The 17,534-nt window shown below is 43.9% G+C and carries 15 protein-coding genes and 1 pseudogene; 5 read left to right on the top strand and 11 right to left on the bottom strand.

Features of this window, described 5'->3' with window-relative positions:
* Positions 1 to 152: 152 nt before the first annotated feature.
* The 6 genes and pseudogenes from V6669_RS10000 to V6669_RS09975 all read right to left on the bottom strand — a co-directional run.
* Positions 153 to 821, bottom strand: a pseudogene (locus V6669_RS10000) (NAD-dependent epimerase/dehydratase family protein); the annotation flags it as partial.
* Between the two features lie 74 nt (positions 822 to 895).
* Positions 896 to 1,417 carry a TetR/AcrR family transcriptional regulator gene (locus V6669_RS09995; RefSeq protein WP_338593430.1) on the bottom strand — a complete coding sequence of 174 codons (522 nt, stop codon included), beginning with the start codon at positions 1,415 to 1,417 and terminating at the stop codon, positions 896 to 898.
* A 235-nt stretch (positions 1,418 to 1,652) separates the two neighbouring features.
* Positions 1,653 to 2,465 (bottom strand): (2Fe-2S)-binding protein, encoded by an 813-nt coding sequence (locus V6669_RS09990; RefSeq protein ID WP_338593427.1) that lies wholly within the window; start codon positions 2,463 to 2,465, stop codon positions 1,653 to 1,655.
* Complete coding sequence (locus V6669_RS09985) at positions 2,462 to 3,445, bottom strand: ABC transporter substrate-binding protein (protein WP_338593425.1); 984 nt, start codon at positions 3,443 to 3,445, stop codon at positions 2,462 to 2,464. The genes V6669_RS09990 and V6669_RS09985 overlap by 4 nt, the downstream gene beginning before the upstream one ends.
* 108 nt (positions 3,446 to 3,553) lie before the next feature.
* Positions 3,554 to 5,155, bottom strand: a complete 1,602-nt coding sequence (locus V6669_RS09980) for an AraC family transcriptional regulator (protein ID WP_338593423.1) — start codon at positions 5,153 to 5,155, stop codon at positions 3,554 to 3,556.
* Between the two features lie 51 nt (positions 5,156 to 5,206).
* On the bottom strand, positions 5,207 to 7,228 hold the full coding sequence (locus V6669_RS09975) for an AraC family transcriptional regulator (protein WP_338593421.1): 2,022 nt from the start codon (positions 7,226 to 7,228) through the stop codon (positions 5,207 to 5,209).
* 419 nt (positions 7,229 to 7,647) lie between these two features.
* On the opposite strand from V6669_RS09975, the gene V6669_RS09970 reads away from it, so the two are divergent.
* The 3 genes from V6669_RS09970 to V6669_RS09960 all read left to right on the top strand — a co-directional run bounded on the left by V6669_RS09970 (position 7,648) and on the right by V6669_RS09960 (position 9,138).
* Positions 7,648 to 8,067, top strand: a complete 420-nt coding sequence (locus V6669_RS09970; protein ID WP_074094402.1) for a MarR family transcriptional regulator — start codon at positions 7,648 to 7,650, stop codon at positions 8,065 to 8,067.
* 27 nt (positions 8,068 to 8,094) lie between these two features.
* Positions 8,095 to 8,745, top strand: coding sequence for a nitroreductase family protein (locus V6669_RS09965; RefSeq protein ID WP_338593418.1), 651 nt, complete (start codon positions 8,095 to 8,097; stop codon positions 8,743 to 8,745).
* Between the two features lie 96 nt (positions 8,746 to 8,841).
* Positions 8,842 to 9,138, top strand: a complete 297-nt coding sequence (locus V6669_RS09960) for a putative quinol monooxygenase (RefSeq protein WP_338593415.1) — start codon at positions 8,842 to 8,844, stop codon at positions 9,136 to 9,138.
* Positions 9,139 to 9,309: 171 nt separating this feature from the next.
* Here V6669_RS09960 and V6669_RS09955 read toward each other — a convergent pair whose 3' ends face one another.
* The 5 genes from V6669_RS09955 to V6669_RS09935 form a co-directional block, all read right to left on the bottom strand.
* Positions 9,310 to 10,659 (bottom strand): FAD-binding oxidoreductase, encoded by a 1,350-nt coding sequence (locus tag V6669_RS09955; protein ID WP_338593412.1) that lies wholly within the window; start codon positions 10,657 to 10,659, stop codon positions 9,310 to 9,312.
* 112 nt (positions 10,660 to 10,771) lie between these two features.
* Positions 10,772 to 11,293 (bottom strand): MarR family winged helix-turn-helix transcriptional regulator, encoded by a 522-nt coding sequence (locus V6669_RS09950; protein WP_338593408.1) that lies wholly within the window; start codon positions 11,291 to 11,293, stop codon positions 10,772 to 10,774.
* A 46-nt stretch (positions 11,294 to 11,339) separates the two neighbouring features.
* Positions 11,340 to 12,149 carry a lysophospholipase gene (locus tag V6669_RS09945; protein ID WP_338593406.1) on the bottom strand — a complete coding sequence of 270 codons (810 nt, stop codon included), beginning with the start codon at positions 12,147 to 12,149 and terminating at the stop codon, positions 11,340 to 11,342.
* Positions 12,150 to 12,396: 247 nt separating this feature from the next.
* The gene (locus tag V6669_RS09940) at positions 12,397 to 14,820 is read right to left on the bottom strand and encodes a flavocytochrome c (protein ID WP_338593404.1); all 2,424 of its coding nucleotides are present in this window, start codon (positions 14,818 to 14,820) and stop codon (positions 12,397 to 12,399) included.
* A gap of 13 nt (positions 14,821 to 14,833) precedes the next feature.
* Positions 14,834 to 15,451 (bottom strand): NADPH-dependent FMN reductase, encoded by a 618-nt coding sequence (locus tag V6669_RS09935; RefSeq protein ID WP_338593402.1) that lies wholly within the window; start codon positions 15,449 to 15,451, stop codon positions 14,834 to 14,836.
* Between the two features lie 176 nt (positions 15,452 to 15,627).
* On the opposite strand from V6669_RS09935, the gene V6669_RS09930 reads away from it, so the two are divergent.
* The gene (locus V6669_RS09930) at positions 15,628 to 16,557 is read left to right on the top strand and encodes a LysR family transcriptional regulator (RefSeq protein WP_338593400.1); all 930 of its coding nucleotides are present in this window, start codon (positions 15,628 to 15,630) and stop codon (positions 16,555 to 16,557) included.
* A gap of 9 nt (positions 16,558 to 16,566) precedes the next feature.
* Complete coding sequence (locus tag V6669_RS09925; RefSeq protein WP_338593398.1) at positions 16,567 to 17,505, top strand: FAD:protein FMN transferase; 939 nt, start codon at positions 16,567 to 16,569, stop codon at positions 17,503 to 17,505.
* Positions 17,506 to 17,534 lie beyond the last annotated feature (29 nt).

The following is a 17,534-nucleotide window of genomic DNA, read 5'->3' as shown; positions in this document are numbered from 1 at the left end:
GCTCACAAGAAAATCCCCCCTCCTTGTACACCACGTCAATCTCCGCATTTTACAATAGTACACTCTATGCCCGGGACTAGCTTTGTGCGCCCCCTATTCAATATACCTATGAAACCTTCAAAGGTAGTTAGTGATCAATCAATTACTATTATCTAAAAAATATATTCCCCTAAACTCTCCCTGCAACTCAACTCCTTAATCGTCAAAGCAATTCCTTCTTCAAAAGATGTTGCCACAACCGGGCCAATCCGTTCCTCATACTTCTGTCTACTCAAGATCAGGGGTTCCTCGGTCAGATATAACATTTCTACAATTTCTTTCATAACGGGTACACCTAGTCCAATCACCGACAATCCTACTTTTCCTAACGCCATCACAGGTTTGCTTCTTCCCGCAGCCTTCTGTGCCAATCGCACGATGTCATGACCCGAGATGATCCCCGATCCAGGAATGTTCCAGTTCTGTCCATACGTCGTCTCTCTGCTTGCCAGCTCCACTACCATGACTGCAGCATCCGGTAAATAGATGTACTCTCTCGGCACCTTCATATTTCCGATAAAAAAAGCCATCTTACCTTTCGCTATCGCTTCAAGGGTCGAACCCAGATAAGAGGCCTGATTAGCCGTTGGGCCATAATAATCTGGCAAGCGAACGATCATCACCTGAGCTCTGCTCCATCTTGTGCTGAATAACATTTGTTCATATGCAAGTCGTGTCTTGCCTTTGCGGGTATGCGGCTGCTTTGGATGTTCTTCTGTTACCTCGTTCATTTGTCTTCTGCCATAGGGGTAGATTCCATCTATTACCACCACTATTTTCATCGTAGATCGACCTCTCTTAACCATTTAGTGATTGATCAATAACTAAAATTCAAGAAGGGACTTTACCTTCCTCTCTATCGTTCCTTCAGTTCCGGCATATCCAGTGCTGTAGATACATTACACAACATCCCGATTGCCAGAAAAATCACGGTTCTTTTTAGCGGTTCAGCAATTCCTGCAACGGTGAAAGCTTCCAGTACCATACTTCGTACATCACTAATGCCTTTTTGCATCGCCTGACGAATAACTTCTTCCCGGATCGTTTGCGCCTGCATCTGAAGCATTATTTCGCTCTTGTGCGATTCCAGAATCGTATCATAGGCTTCAATTAGATCATTTTCCAACTGATCTGGCGTCGCCGTCTCCACCACAATTCGAAACGAATCAATCACCCGTGTCCATGAGACTTCAATTGCAGTTAATAATAAAGCTTCCTTTGTTTTGAAAAAACGAAATATATACGGCTGTGAGATCTGTGCCCGTTCAGCCACCTGGGCTGTAGTCGCACGATAATAGCCAATTTCCGCGAATACGTCAATTGCTGCAGAGATAATATCATTTCGCCGGTTAACTGACGCTACTGTTTCCTTAGCCATGATAATCCGTCCTCCAATAGTTAGTGATTAATTGATCAATAGCTTGAAGTATAACGAATACGATACCTCAATGCAAAGGTATTGTGACCCTGTGCAAAGCCAACAAACCCGCAGACGCTGGCTCAAGCCGCTGCAGGTTGTGTAACTTGTCGATCATAGATTCTATCCACTGGAAATCGAAGAGAAAATGGATTGTCTGAAACAGATTCATACCGTGCGGTACAAAAGTGTCTGTTCACTGATGGAGAAGTTTGCGCAATCGGGATTCCGAATCCAGCTTCGGACAACTATTACAATATCCATGTGCGTGACTGCCGCTCCCAACCTGATATGCCAAACAACAATATCGGCGTATCAGGAACGGCGGTCCCTGCCACCCGGAATGTTCGAAGCACTGCTGCTCATTGGCAAATGTACATGCATTATCATTTTGCCGATCAAGCCATATGCTTTGATCTTCCTTAATCTGTGCAAGCCGTTGATCCGTCTTCCAAATGCTCTGATCATTGATCATACGTGCATACAATTGTTGCACATTATGGGCAACCAGAGACCACATGACCTTATCGCTCGCACCTGTAGCAACGGCTACCGCTCGCAGGACAGGTTCCAGATGTAGCAACACTCTCTTTTTGAGCAAGCCGCTCTCTGACCTGCGCTGAACAGGATCTTCCCCCTCCAGAAAGGTGCTCTCCAGCGAAGTCTCATATCGCATGCCACCTGCTCCATTCAATTCAAACCACACATCATCGTCCGCAATGCTAAGTGTAGTGTCGTATAGACTAAATGCTGAGATGACAGACATAACGAACACTGAATAACGCTTAGCAAAAAGTGTACCAACGGCCACACTTCCTCTGCCACCCAGTTGAAGCCCTTGCTGCACAGCCTGTTCATGCAATATCGAGTTTCGTTTCTCATCATTCAGCAGATCCTTCACGCGGAAAGGATACTTGGAATCATCGCAGTCCACCCGGATCGTCGTCACAAAAAATTGCTGTAACGCTTCCGACATCTCTGAATAATCATGTCTTGGATAACGTCTCATCTATTAATCATGTCTTCAACTTCGTTGATAATCTCGCTTCGCCCAATTGCTCCCCAGCCCTTAAACAACCAGAAGGAATCTGTCGTATAGACCTGATCTGCACCAACAGCCGGTACTCCCTTCCAGAGTGAGCTTGCATTGATGTTGTTTAAATACTCATCGGCATTCGGGTCAATCTCCAGAACTACGAAATCAGCATCCACATCTGCAATTTTCTCCATGGACAGGTCCTCACGTTGTTCGGCAGGTGTCACAGTCGTTGGCACAAATCCAAGATCATGATACAAAAGTGTGTTGGTTGGATGTCCTTTTGCCGCGTATATTTGCAAGGTCTTCTCTCTTACACGCAGATAAGCCAACTTTTTTTGATCCAGTTGTTCGATCTTCGCTTTTAGTTGCTTCGCCTGCTGTTCTACCTCGGCTATCTTTTCTTTTGCCAGATCCACTTTGTTGTACATCCCGGCAATAGTCAACAGATCCTGTGTCCAATATGTTGAATCATCAACAAAATCCAGCCATTCAGTACCCAGTACAATCGTCGGAGCGATTTTCTCCAACTGATCATACGTACTCTCCGCAGTTCGACTCTCAATAACGATGACATCCGGATCAATCTGAAGGATAGCCTCCAGGTTAGGACTGTCTGCAGACCCTACCGTTGGAATGCCGGCAAGCTGATCTGCAAAGTAAGGCAAATAATCTCCTCCGTAACGAACTTCTACATTAACGCCTGCTGGTTTCTCACCAATCGTCAACATGTGATCGATGTAAGCAGCAGATAATACCACCATACGCTCTATTTTTTGCGGTACAACCGTTGTTCCTTTAAGATGCTCAATCGTTTGCGTACCACTCTCTTCCACAGGTGTATCCTGTTGCGGAGGCGTTGCTTCTGTTACTTCTGATGCCTTGCTACATGCCGTCAGAACGAGCACAAGCAGGGCCAACAGTATCATCGTTATTGCTCTCTGTCTTACCATTTGTAGTAAATCCCCTCTACTATTTAATAATAATAATCATTATCACTATAGTAGGGAAAAGCATACAGGCTTACCATGGATTATTCCACTCTCTTCTCTTGCACAATATCACCGTAAGGTAACCCCAAGTTGCTCTGCCACATATCGCATGGCCCACATGCGTCCGGTGGGACCCAGCGTTTTGAAAAAAATATCTCCTGCATTATATACATGGCCTTCTTGAACAGCCTTTAATGCCAACCATTCACCGGATTGCTGTAATTGCCTCAGTTGAGCACGTGCCTCTTCTGTGGGATCGACCATTACAAACACATGATCCGCGTCGTATAACTGCAAATCGCAAACTTTACTCTCTACAGCCCACTGTTGTTCCGGAAAATCACGAGGCAAATAAAATCCCAGATCATCATACAACAGGGCCCCTGTCTGGTTGTTCAATCCATACATTCGGTAGAAATGAGAAGTCACCCGGATGAACATGGCACTCTGTTTCCCCCACCTCGATTGAATGCGCCCTCGAAGAACCCGGCTCAGTTCAGCATGTTGTTCTATCCACTGTACCGCCTTTTCCTTACGACCCATAATGTCCGCCATGTACAGAAGCCTCTCGCCAAAATGGTTAGTATGCTCCAGCATGGCGGTTGGCGCTATACGATGCAGGGAATCATTTGTCTCCAAACGATCACTTGTAATAATCAGGTCCGGTTGGACTCGCCTCAAATCATCATAGTTCTGATTGAAGCTATCCAGGATAAGTCCCTGATGACTGTGTGCTTGAAGCGCAGGTATGGCAACATGACGAGCCACCCTCTGACCATAGGATAAAGCGGATACTGGCCTCAAACCGAGCGTTATCACATAATCGTCCAACCCGTAATATAAGGTGGCAATGCGATTTACTTTATTTTTCATATACAACGTTGGGGCGATTCCTTCGTTTTTCTTGAAAACTCTGCTGAAATAGTGCTCGTCCTTATAACCCACTTGCTCCGCAATTTCCTTGATTTTATCTAAAGAAAATAACAGCTGCTTGGCCTTTGCCATACGTAGTTTCAGGATATATTCAATCGGGGTCATATTTAATTGCCGTTTGAATGTTCTTATAAAATGATTCACACTAAGCCCTGCCATGCGGGCCATCTGATCAATTCGAATGTCTTCCCTATACTGATGCGTCATATAATCAAGTGCCAAATCCATCCCCGCTACAGGGGGTGTTGCTTCATTCACGTGCATCATTAACTGAATCAACAACTGATGCAAAAGATGTTTCCTGCGCGTCTTTTCCAGACTCGTAATCGAGTGTTGTCCACTCATCAGGGTATCCATCATCTCCTGAATTTCACGTGTATTGGAAGGAACATTAAGTTTGCCCGTCACAGGGAGATCAAATGCCTCGGTATGCCAAGCATACTTACGCCGGGTAAGTGTAACACAGGAAAATAAAATGATCTGATATCGGACAGGTGCTTCCATATCCGTCTGAAACTCCACATGTATTCCTGGCTTCAACAAAAACCATTCGTCTTGAGATACCGTATGTACAATGTTATCCATAGACAAAGATCCCTTGCCCGCGATGACCCTGCAAATGGCGAACCTTTTCCAGATCCGACGCTGTACAGCCCCCGGATTGCTAGAGTAATGGCAGACGTGGACAGCAGAGAAATGTAGTCGCTCCAGTTGTTTGATCCAATCATTTTCCTCCATGCTCACGTTCCCTCCCTGTTCTGATCCGATTCTATGTGAACTGATTACACTCTATTTTTCAGCTCCCAATAGTAAATTCTTTATACTATCCAACTGCAATTCCAGTGAATAGGGATCTTCCATGACGAACTCATCCTCTGTACCATCCAAGGAACCGTAGGCGTAGACTTGTCCTTTCTGCACAGCAGGCAGACGTTTCCAAACCTCGCTGTTCAGGATCTCTTTGGCGTCCTCACTACCCGAACCATATAAGAAGATATGATCTCCCATATACTCAGGCAGTACTTCAAGGGAGATCGTCTCGAATCCATCCTTCATTTCGAGTGCTTGCTGCGTTGGAGGCAGTTTCAGCATCTCATAGATCGTGGAACTACCATAGTTCCCGCCTTCTGCACCAAGTACATACAACGCTTTGTACCCTATTTGTATGATGGATACGGTCTCGCCTTCTTTAATTACACCATCAATCTGCTTCTTAGTCTCTTCGATATTCTCTTCATATGTCGTGATCCATTGCTCTGCTTCCTTCTCTTTTCCAAAAACACCAGCAATCCGGCGCAGCTTTTCCAGTGGGCCGGAAGTTTTATCGCCTTCCCAATAAGGTAAAAAGACGGTCGTTGCAATTTTTTCGTAATCCTCAATATTTTTATCAATGGAACCGATGATGAGATCCGGCTCAAGTGACACTAACTTCTCCAGATTCATTGGGAACTCTCCTCCCAAATCCTCAATACCCGCTATAACATCAGCAGCAATGCCAGACTTTTCAATCCATCCTTCGTTCAGCATAAATGTTCTTACACCAACCGGTACAATGCCCAGTTTCAGCAGATACCCCATATATTGATCTGAAGCAACACGCTGCGGATTGGCCGGGATTACCACATCTCCCCTCATTGTAGAGACGGTCCGCGTCTCCGGCTGTGCAGTCGATTTCCCTGCCTCCGTTGCCTGGTTACCCGATTGTGTAGTAGCCGCATTGCTCTCTGTTTGCGTACCACTTGCAGACGGTGCTGGGCTGGAACAGGCCGTGAGCAATAGCGTGAAACACAACATCATGCTTAGTGCTGTCATTTTGAATTTTCCTTGCATTATTAATTCCCCTCCAACATTCTTTTGATATTGATAATCAATATCATTATATAGATGGGAATGTAGCGAATGAAGGGCATTTTCTTGCATTACGCTGGGCAAATCTTGCTTGTTGTTCAATACCAATGGCTGTTTCAAGTTGTTTAACCGTTGGCTTACTCCTTTTTTGTAGCGAATTGGAGAAAGCCCTTTTATTTTTTTGAAACTGCGGCTCAGTGAATGTGCATCCGGATAGCCGATCTGTTCTGCAATCTGTTGTAGCGTAGCACTGGTATGCACCAGAAGATGTGCGGCCCTCTCCATTCGAATCTGTCCAAGATACTGGATGGGACTGATGTTTAACTTTTGTTTGAACAGCCTCGACAAGTGCCCCACACTGCATTCCATTACTTCTGCCATTACATCAAGAGCTATGGGCTCATGGAGATGAGCATTCATATATTCAATAGCCTGTGTGACCGTATCCGGTTTATGTGGCTGAATGGATTGTTCGTGTAAGTCTGTCAATAAAAGATATACCCATTGATGAAATAAGATTTTGGCATGTAACTTTGCAAGCTTAGTAGACTGCTCCCACTCCTGCTTCAATTCCTCCATACACTGATACATGTGTAGCGGACGGGTTGGTACAAGTGCATATTGGTCCTGAAACGGACGTTCATGGTCCATCAGATACTGAATTTCCATCCCACAGGGCAAGGCTAGAATGGCTTTGTACAAAATCATATAATACGCCACGCCCGAATCCGTCTCCATGTTTAAATACGCCTGCTTGCCTCCATGAATGATGTGGAATCCCTCCACGATGTATCTGTGTTGATCCATTCGTATCCGTGCACTTCCGTCGGTGATATATAGATAGGTACTTGCTGGTAGTTGATAATTCTTCAACTTCTCCCCAGGATGCAAAGCGTTTTGGCGTACATCCAGTATTTTGACAAAAACATGATTCCACAATCTGATGTGATCATTCAAATTCATATCCGCTGTACTTTCCCTCCCGCCATATTACATCGACATACCTTCTTGCTGCTCTTATGAACTGCCTGTAATTTTTGCTCATTATGTATATTTCATTTCATTATAAATTAATTGATAACAATTCTCAATAACATGCACAATCAATATTAACTTATCCATTTGGACAACATATACGGACTGCAATGTATACGTAGCGGGATAATAACGCCAGCATCAGCAACATTTTCTAACCTGTTGCAAAATCATAAAAGGCATGATATATTAATTGAGCCATCAATGATTGACGCATCAAATATTGATACATCAATGATCGAGAGCATCCAAATAATCATTAGGCAATGGCATTGTATACTGCAACATTAATCATTGGTTAACATACGCCGTTGTTCATGATTCAGATTCACCCGGGAGGTCTAGTCATGACACGTATTGTTTCCAAAGAAGAACAAATCATCAATCTGTTGAACGTGTTGGGTAACAAAATCAGTCCCAAGTTCGAACGCTGTACAGGTATCAGTTCCTCTCGCTTTGAAATTCTGCATGAGCTGGATCAGGTAGATGAGATTAACCAATCCATGCTGCAGAAAATCATTAACATTGATAGTGCTGCGATTACACGCCACTTGAAACAGCTTGAGGCGGACCTGATGGTTACAAGACGTAAGAATCCTGATGATAATCGGGTAACTTTTGTTCGTTTGACGGACCACGGTCGGAAGCAGATTGAAGGCTACAAAGCTGAGAAGACCAATTTTATCAACCAGATTTTACAGGATTTCAGTGAAGACGAAGTTCAGTCACTCGCCGATTTCCTGGAACGTATGCAGAACAATTTCTAAACCCATATATAGAGGAGAGATCCATGCATGAGTACAATTCAAAGCAAATTCCAAAAAACCAATGATTTTAACGAGATTACCTACGGTCGCCGTTCTGTTAAACTTTACGATCCTGAAGTGAAAATCAGCCGTGAAGAAATGACTGAAATTCTGTCAGAAGCTTCCCGTGCACCATCTTCGATCAATTTGCAGCCTTGGCGTTTTCTGGTTGTTGATACGGCTGAAGGTAAAGAAAAGCTTGCTCCACTTGCAAGATTTAATCAAAACCAAGTGTTGACTTCCTCCGCAGTCATTGGCGTATTCATTGACATGAACAACGTTGAATACATGGACGAGATTTTTGGTAAAGCTGTAGAACTTGGTTACATGCCACAAGACATTAAGGATATGCAACTCAAAACCGTAATGCCTTATTACGAAAAAATGGCTACTTCTGATCTTCGCGACGTTAACCTGATCGATGCTGGCCTTGCTTCCATGCAATTGATGCTCGCTGCACGTGCCCATGGTTATGATACCAATCCAATTGGTGGTTACGAAAAAGATCAAATTGCTGAAACATTCGGCATGGATAAAGAGCGTTATCAACCGGTGATGCTGATCTCGATCGGTAAATCAGCCAAAGAAGGTCACCCATCCTACCGTCTGCCTGTAGAAACCATCACAACTTGGGCATAATAACAGGAACGGTTCCCTGTAAGCTACGGTTATATTGGTCAATAAGCATACATTCTTAACATATTCCAAACAAACACAATATGGAGGTTTTACATTATGATTATCATTCACGCTCATTTGCAAGTTAAACCGGATCAAGAGCAAGCATTCATCGCAGCTGCGAAAGAACTGATTGCTGCAACACGTCAAGAAGAAGGCAACATCAGCTATGACCTGGCAAAAAGCACAGAACGCGAACAACAATACACGATGATCGAACTGTGGAAAGATGAAGCTGCTACAGCATCCCATAACACAAGCGCGCATTTCCAAGCTTTTGTACAACAAGCAGCAGCATTCATGGCCGCTCCTATGAACGTTGAAGTATTTGCTGGAGAACAAGTTAAAGCTTAATAGTTCATTAACTGCCATGCGTATTTAACATGTGAAGAAGCCGCTCTTGGTCATATGACCGAGGGCGGCTTTTTAGTTTTCTTTTGAAAATAAGTTCACTTCAACAAAAAACACGCCAATTAAGGCGTGTTTCTTCACTCATTGAAGAGGCATTGAACAACTGAACATGGACTACACGATCCGAGCAGGAGTAATGCTTTGCGGATTGTTAAACACATTTTTTGGGTCATACTTGGCTTTGACTCTCCGCAGTCTGGCATAGTTGGCTCCGTAGTACACTGGACCGGAATTCTTGATCCCTTGGTCTGGAACGTTGATATAGGAACCCACAATGTATGGTTGCAATTTCTTGCGAGTATTACGAGCGAGTGCGATATTTTTGGCGGCATGGGATGGTTTGAGCCACGTACTGGTCCATTCCACATAGAACTTCTCTTTACGCCAGAAGAAGGCGGTTGATCTAGGTGATTTGCGACTTACTGCTCCGCCCCAGTTGAGGAAATAGAATCCGCCTGGCCCCTCTTCCAAGTTCTCCAAAAATGTGCGCATCGATTTAATGGCTTTGTCGGGGAATGGTTTTCGTCCAAAACCGGACGAGAACTGGTTGCTATACCGTTGAGTCTCGGTCGGATCAGGTTGTAATAAGAACTTCACAACTTCCGTGTAAGGTAACAAACGAACAACGGAGCTCGTCGGTTTGCCAACACTCGTAATTGGCTGTAATAAACGGAGAGCCTCTGTTTTAGAGCCTAAGAACAGCCCTTCCATAAGGACGTTGCCACCCTTTTTCGGTCCGATGGACAACTCGCTGCCCAGTCTCGTATCAACTGAGGGAGCCCACCTCTGCCATACTTTAAGTACCTCTTCGAATTGAGACCATGGCCAGGTGATTTTAAATACAGTAGCCTTCGCTGGAGCACGGCGCACTTTGAATTTGTAACGAGTGTATACTCCGAAGTTACCACCACCGCCTCCCCGCGAGGCCCAAAAGAGATCTGAATTACGATTTTTATTGGCCCGAATCACTTTTCCTTTGGCGTCCACCATCTCTACCTCAAGCAGGTTATCACTGATGAGACCAATGGTACGCTGGAGAGGCCCAATACCCCCACCCAATGTAATTCCACCGATCCCGACAGTAGGGCTGTCACCAAAAGGAGCTATGAAACCTTGTTTGGCAAGGGTATTCGCAATTCTTCCCACGCGGTTTCCTGTTCCAACAACAACCGTTCCATTTTTTTTATCAAGTTTGATGGAATTCAGATCACTCACATCAATCACGATACCGCCATTCACTTGGGAAAGATTCACTTCCAGCGCGTGTCTGCCACTCCGCGGACGAATCGGAACATTATTCTCACGAGCCCATCGGATCGCGTTGGATACATCCTTCGTCCGTTGGGCAAAAACAAAAACTTTGGGAAATCTGTCCGTATGCGGGTCCCAGTTCTTCCGCGCCGCTTCATATCCTGGATCACCTTTGTAAATAACCCGTCCGGTAAGCTTGGTTGATGATTTCACACATCCCACTCCCTGCTGAATAATTGTCCTACAGCCTCTGCTGCATCAAGCACTTTATACTGTATGACGGACATTCGCGGAGGGAATGGGCTGGTGCCCTTAATTTCAAGGTTCACGTTTCAGAGGAATCAATTCTGATTAACTTGCGCGCTTCCTGTTCTTTTTCACCATACCAGACGAGCACGTCGGCAAATAAATCCATGATGCGAACAAAGTTCTGCTTATCTGCTTCTGAAATCTGATCTGCATACTTGAAAATCTCATTAAAACAAAGCTCCCTTACAAATTCGGTGTACTTCGCATATACCTCTCGACCTTTTGCCGAAGGTTTGACGTATATGTCTTTGCGGTTGCCGCTTAAATGAAATTTTTCGAGCAGACCTTTTTCCGTCAGATTCTTCACGTTCTTGGAAAATGTACTCCGGCTTACGCCCAGGCGTGCGGCCATTTCCGACATCTTCTCTTCCTTGTCCTCGGCTTCCAGAATGTATTCCAGCGTCTGAATCTGTGAAGCCGAGAACATCATATCTGTACCATAACTTCGCTGCAGCTTATAGGTGTTTGAGTACGCATTACCGTATTTGATAATTTTCTCAATCAGTGCCCGATGGTCGCCCATCCAATCTAACTTCATCAGTAATCCCTTTCATATTCAGATTCTCTCTCTAACTCTACTGAAATCAGATCCGTTTTTCAATCCATGTAATGGCTTCTTCAATCACATCATCACGAGTCGGTTCATTAAATATCTCATGCATCAGATGAGCATATATTTTGAGTGTTTTATCCGTTGAAGCGATATCCCCGTAAAAGTCACGAGAATCCTTTTCGCTGACCAGTCCATCATTGGCTCCATGCAGTACAAGCACGGGATCTGTAAACTGTTTGGCGTTCTCCTTGAGCCATGTTATGCCATTTCCCAGACTGTTAAATAAATCTACAGAGATCTGCTTTTCCACCAGCGGGTCATTTGCGTAAGCGGATACAACTTCAGGATCGCTGCATACACCGCTGCCCAGTTCATTCGGGAAATACGTGCCTGTAGGAAGATCCATCGGCAGTTCTCCGGCAACTTTTGTATTGTAACGAGTGAGCGCTCCGGATAGCACGATGCCTTTAACCTTGCCAGGATATTTCGTTCCAAAGGATGAGGTTGCAAAACCACCCATACTATGCCCGATCACAAACAGTGGAAGGTCACCGCTCTCTTGCAATGCCGCCTCAACAATGACACGAACATCTTCAATAAGATGATCAAATTCTTTATAGAACGTTCGCTGTCCTTCCGATCTGGCATGACCGCGATGGTCGAAGCGATATACGTTAAACCTACGCTGGCTCAGCTTCTCTGTCACATAATCGTAGCGCCCTGCATGCTCAGCTAGTCCGTGTACAATAACAACAGCGGCTTTTGCATTTTCTACTGTATCCTTGCTGAAATAAAGCTGTGTACCGTCAAAGGATTGAATGCTTGTCTCAATTTTAGTCATCGTTTCCCCGTCCTTTTTGTGATGTCCAAGCTTAAGCACCGAGAGATCATATCCTCCGCCCTACCATGGACACGCTTATTATTATTTCAATCAAAAATAATATTGTTTCTTACAGAAACAATATATCATCCGACATGGCTGTTGTCCACAGTAAATTTAAAGCGTTTTCAAATAAATAAGTATCACTGCTATGAATCATAAAAAAACCACTAAACACTCGAGAATCCTTGTGTTTAGTGGGAGGCGTTTAGTTCATCTCATCAACAGCAGTCTTACCAGCGATTCGTCCAAAAGTAAATATGTCAGTCAAGGCATTACCGCCCAAACGGTTACCCGCATGTATACCTCCTGCAACTTCCCCAGCGGCATACAGATGTGCAATCGGCTGACCGTTTTCATCCAATACGCGAGTTTGGGTGTCGATTCGGATACCACCCATGGTATGGTGAACCGCCGGTTTTCTAGGTGCGGCATAGAATGGAGACTTCTCGACTTTTAAGCTAAACGTATCCTTATGAAACTCCGGATCAAAGCCCGCATCCACATATGAGTTATACTTATCAATCGTATTTCTAAGAACTTCAGGTTCCATATTGATTTTCACTGCCAGTTCTTCTATGGTATCGGCTCTGAACAAGGTACCTGCTTCGACTTGACGGTCTATCTTTTCCTGGCTTGTATTCGCTGCGGTTTTCTTAATCTCGTCATCCGCAATCAGGTAAAATAAACTTCCCTGCTCGATAGCCGCTTTTGTTAAGACATCTCGTCCAGAGAATTCATTAACAAATCGTTCTCCCTTTTTGTTCACAATGACAAAGTTCTCAGGCGGTACTTGCAGTCCACTGAAGAGTTCGCCCGTTTCCGGATCGGCTACCGGCATCATTTGAGTGAAGCCCATGCCTGTCAGTGCTGCTCCTGCACTCTTACCAAGCGATATTCCATCACCAGTCATCGCATAGGAATTTGTTGTTTTGATATCATCGTCAATATGGCTCCAGTACGTGTTATATTCCTTGAGCATCTGTGTATTTGCACCAAAACCACCACTAGCAAGAACAACTGCTTTTGCATGAATGGTAATTTTCTGTCCGTTAACTCCGGTTGCGATAACACCTGTTATTTTTCCATCTTCGATGATCAGTTGTTTGACCGGGCTATCTGTAATAATTTTTCCTGAATGCTCTTCTACATATTTGCTAAGTGCAATGATAAAGGCAGAGCCATAACTTTTGACAGGTTTATGACCACGGCGCCAAAGGGCACCCACTGGAGCAAACACGATTCTCTTATCGTATTCAACACCGATATCCTCAAGCCATTGCACACTTTCCAAGGCATGGTCTGTAAGTACTTTAACCAGATCGTACTGTCCATAGATCGTGTTTCCATTCAGGTCCGTTCGTTTGCCCCCGAAATACGTTTGCATTCTGTGAAGCAGCGGGGAATCAAATAAATAAGCCTTTTCTGTGCCGAACTGTTCCTGATACGCAGTAAACTCTTCTTTGAGTGCATGAAAATCATCGATATATTCCGGATGGATCAAGCTCTCATCGGTACTTAATAAATTCTCAATCGTCTGTCTTTCCCCTGGATTCTCAGTGAACTGTTGTTGCCATACAGGATCTGCAGCATTAACAGGACCACCTGAGCGGATCGTGTTTCCCCCAACAGCAGGATATTTCTCAAGCACAATCGCACTTGCTCCATACTGTAAAGCTGTAGCAGCCGCACTGAGTCCAGCGCCGCCGCCTCCTACAACGACTACATCACAAATATATTCCTCATCATTCTTCATCTGACTGCTGGCAGGTTTTGGACGTCTTTTCAGAATATCCGGGTTAACTCCGGCAAGTTTAACCGCTTTGGATACACCGTTAATCACAGCGTTACTCGTTTCAGAAGCACCGGAGAGAGCATCCACATTCAGCGTCTGTCCCTCGATAATTTTATTCGGGATTCTTACAAAAACAACATCCGCGATACCTTCGGTTTCTCCCGTGGAATCAATATCGATGCTTTCGATCCGATTTTCACTAAAGGATACCTTCATCGGCAGATTGCCACTATGACCTATGGCATTGACCTCATACACACCGGGATGATAAGTGAATTCTTCTTCTTCGTTCAACTGATTTGAAATTTTGGCAAACCGAAGGAACCGCAAGAAACATGTTTCCAGGAAATCGATCGTTCCTTCATTGTTCAGGTTACCTGATTCGTCAAATGCTTTATGTGCACTTCCAAGTAAAAACTCATATCCTGGCATCACATTAGCTTCAACACCTGGTGCATCCAGGATCTGACGAAGATGTAGCTGTGCACGCGAAGAGCCTTGTGTTCCCTGTGACGCACCAATGATCATCACGGGCTTGCCAGCCAGCGGATGTATTTCAAAGCTCAACCATTCCAGCAGGCTTTTAAGGGATGAAGGGATGGAATGGTTATATTCTGGAGTCGCAATAATAACACCATCACTTGCCATAATTTTTTCATTAAACGATTGTATAATGGCACTGTTTGTTTGGTTATCAGACTGATTAAACATCGGAACATCTGTAATATCGAGGATCTCAATGGCTGCTCTGGACTCAAAATGCTTTTGCATGAATTGAAGCAGCTTGCGATTATACGATTTCTTTGCATTTGTGCCAACGATCGCTATGATTTTCATTGTAGTTAGCCCCCTACTCTTGCCAGGAAAATTTTTTCGTTTTTTTCTTCAACGTTCGTTTTGACAGCAGTTCCGTAGTGATCTCCGTAAACAAAACAAACTCATTGAAGATTTCGTCAAGCTCCGCTACTTTGTCAGCGTCAATGAGATTACCACTGCTATCAAATGCACTCTGTGATTTTCCCAAAAGAAACTCGCTGCTAGGCATCATTCTCGCACCAAGCTCAGGCGAATCCAGGATTTGTCTAAGGTGCGCTTGTGCCCTGGAAGAACCGAGTGCACCATGTGAAGCACCCACAATCAGAACCGGCTTGTCTTTCAAGGTTTGAGTGGTATAACTGATCCATTCCAGCGCACTTTTCAGAACGGCAGGAATCGCATGGTCATACTCAGGAGTAGCGATAATGACACCTTTCGCTTTAGAGATTTGATCTAATAAGTCTTGTACCTTCACAGGAATATCAACTTCAGCATCCTCTAATTCATCTTTTTCAATAAAAGCAGGCAAATCCTTAATTTCAAACAAGTCAATCTGGGCTTCACTAGCAAAATGCTTTTGCATAAATTGAAGTAACGTCCGGTTGGTTGACACATCCGAATTTGTGCCTACGATAGCTAAATAGTTCATCATAATCCCCTCTCTGTCATTCGAGATGATGTTCGTAAATGTCAGAATCGTTCTTTCGGCATAACTCTAACATTCAAAGCTCAAATGATCTAATAGTTATTCATTGCAGTTTGATAACTAATTTGTTATAATCACCTCAAATTCAAAGTTTGTTACTTATTTCACAAAGGGTGAGGGACATGTCTAAGTTAGAATCTCAAGATATCTTGTGTTACATTGACAGCCTATTAAAATACAGCAACTATAGCAGGGCTGCCCAATCCCTTTACATATCTCAGCCCTACCTCACTAAGGTTATCAAGAAAATCGAAAGTGAGTTGGGCTGTGAGCTAATCACTCGCAACAAACTTCCGTACCGATTAACGGAGCAGGGAAAAATATATTATCAATACCTAACGTCACTCGAACATAGCTACGCCAAGCTTATGAGGGAAATATCATATGTATCGGATCTCGACAATAAAGTGTTACGGATCGGCATTCTTCCGAGCCTCGGTGCGTACTTAACGCCTCTTTTTTTACCAGCTTTTCTGGAGCTTCATCCTGCTTATAAAATTAATCTTGTCGAGGATTTACCTGAAAAAAATGAGAAACGTCTCCAAAATAATGAGTTGGACTTTTGGATCGGGCAAAATTCAAGCAGTATCTCCCCTAACTTGAACTCGTTTAACTGGGGCAGGCACAGTTACCAGGCTATCATTCCGCGTTGCTGTGAATTATATCAAGAGAATGTTGCAATTATCCCGGAGGGCACGTTTGAGATTAGCACCATTTTGAATCAACAGCTTATTCTAACGTCCAAGGGTTCGGCAATCCGAAAACAGATTGATCAATTGCTCAGTGTTTACAAGATACAGCCTAATATCGTGATGGAGAGCAAAGAAATTTACACGGTACTGAAGCTGGCAAAGCATAATTTAGGTCTGACCTTTGTGCCTGAAAGTATTCATATCAAGGAGTGCCCTTCGGAATACAACATCTATCCAATCCCTATAGAGAAGATGAGTCTGGATTATTTTATAGCCCATCATGGAGAAAAAAAGCTGAATAGCGTGGATCATGACCTCATCCATACTTTTCTCAATCACGGACAACAATGTGCAATATAGGAGGCTATCATGAAACCTTTTACGAGAACGATACCGCTGATGGGAACGAACATATCCCTCTATATCGAGGGGACAGATGCTGAAGAGCTTGCCGAGGAAGCAGTGAATATGCTCATCCGTTATGAACAAGTGTTTAGTGCCAACAGTGAGCAATCGCAGCTTGCCATGTTAAAAAAAGAAGCCGCATCACATCCGCTTAGAGTAGACAAGGAACTGTATGATCTTATTAAGATAGGCAAAGAACACAGCCTGAATAAGGATTCTTTTCTGAATATTGCGATAGGGCCTTTGATCAAATTGTGGAGAATTGGTTTCCACGAGGCACATGTGCCGGAGGATACAGAGATTAAAGCGGTGCTGGAACTCTTGAATCCGGAGCATATACAGCTTGACGATGAGCAGCAAACGGTTCATTTATTCAAAAAGGGCATGGAAATTGACCTTGGAGCGATTGCTAAAGGTTATTTTGCCGATCAAGTTATGTCATTTTTCAAAAAAAACGGAGCTGCATCAGCTATGGTCGATATGGGCGGCAATGTTTTGGTTCATGGCGATTCTCCCACCGGGTCCAGTCACTGGAAGGTTGGAATCCAAAATCCCTTTTTACCTAGAGGAAATGCAGCAGCACTCGTTAGTATACGCGAGCAATCCGTTGTTACATCAGGAATATACGAGAGAGTTTTAGAAAAGGAAGGGAGTCAGTACCATCATATATTTAACAGCAGAACAGGTTATCCCATCGAAAGTAATATCGCTTCTTTAACAATTATTGCGGATCGATCGCTCGACTGCGATATATATACGACAGAATTATTTGGGTTAGATGCGGTCTCGATTATTCATCAAGTAAATCAAATGAAACATATCGAAGCTACCGTAATTACGACGGATGGAAATCTGGCCTATACAGATAATCTTAGAGGGAGAATTGAGCCCGTATTAAGGTAAAATGAACAGACCTATGACATAGTTGATAT

It is taken from the genome of Paenibacillus sp. Y5S-9 (assembly GCF_036894235.1).
Taxonomy (GTDB): Bacteria; Bacillota; Bacilli; order Paenibacillales; family Paenibacillaceae; genus Paenibacillus.
Note: the sequence above shows the minus strand (reverse complement) of the source record. Positions and strands in the feature narration are given on the sequence as shown.

Bases quoted from the DNA above. Each gene is read 5' to 3' on its own strand.
- V6669_RS09930 (WP_338593400.1), top strand. From the start codon at position 15,628: ATGTCTAAGTTAGAATCTCAAGATATCTTGTGTTACATTGACAGCCTA.
- V6669_RS09935 (WP_338593402.1), bottom strand. From the start codon at position 15,451: ATGATGAACTATTTAGCTATCGTAGGCACAAATTCGGATGTGTCAACC.
- V6669_RS09970 (WP_074094402.1), top strand. From the start codon at position 7,648: ATGACACGTATTGTTTCCAAAGAAGAACAAATCATCAATCTGTTGAAC.
- V6669_RS09950 (WP_338593408.1), bottom strand. From the start codon at position 11,293: ATGAAGTTAGATTGGATGGGCGACCATCGGGCACTGATTGAGAAAATT.
- V6669_RS09980 (WP_338593423.1), bottom strand. From the start codon at position 5,155: ATGGAGGAAAATGATTGGATCAAACAACTGGAGCGACTACATTTCTCT.
- V6669_RS09990 (WP_338593427.1), bottom strand. From the start codon at position 2,465: ATGAGACGTTATCCAAGACATGATTATTCAGAGATGTCGGAAGCGTTA.
- V6669_RS09940 (WP_338593404.1), bottom strand. From the start codon at position 14,820: ATGAAAATCATAGCGATCGTTGGCACAAATGCAAAGAAATCGTATAAT.
- V6669_RS09960 (WP_338593415.1), top strand. From the start codon at position 8,842: ATGATTATCATTCACGCTCATTTGCAAGTTAAACCGGATCAAGAGCAA.
- V6669_RS09995 (WP_338593430.1), bottom strand. From the start codon at position 1,417: ATGGCTAAGGAAACAGTAGCGTCAGTTAACCGGCGAAATGATATTATC.
- V6669_RS09945 (WP_338593406.1), bottom strand. From the start codon at position 12,149: ATGACTAAAATTGAGACAAGCATTCAATCCTTTGACGGTACACAGCTT.
- V6669_RS09965 (WP_338593418.1), top strand. From the start codon at position 8,095: ATGAGTACAATTCAAAGCAAATTCCAAAAAACCAATGATTTTAACGAG.
- V6669_RS09985 (WP_338593425.1), bottom strand. From the start codon at position 3,445: ATGGTAAGACAGAGAGCAATAACGATGATACTGTTGGCCCTGCTTGTG.
- V6669_RS09975 (WP_338593421.1), bottom strand. From the start codon at position 7,228: ATGAATTTGAATGATCACATCAGATTGTGGAATCATGTTTTTGTCAAA.
- V6669_RS09925 (WP_338593398.1), top strand. From the start codon at position 16,567: ATGAAACCTTTTACGAGAACGATACCGCTGATGGGAACGAACATATCC.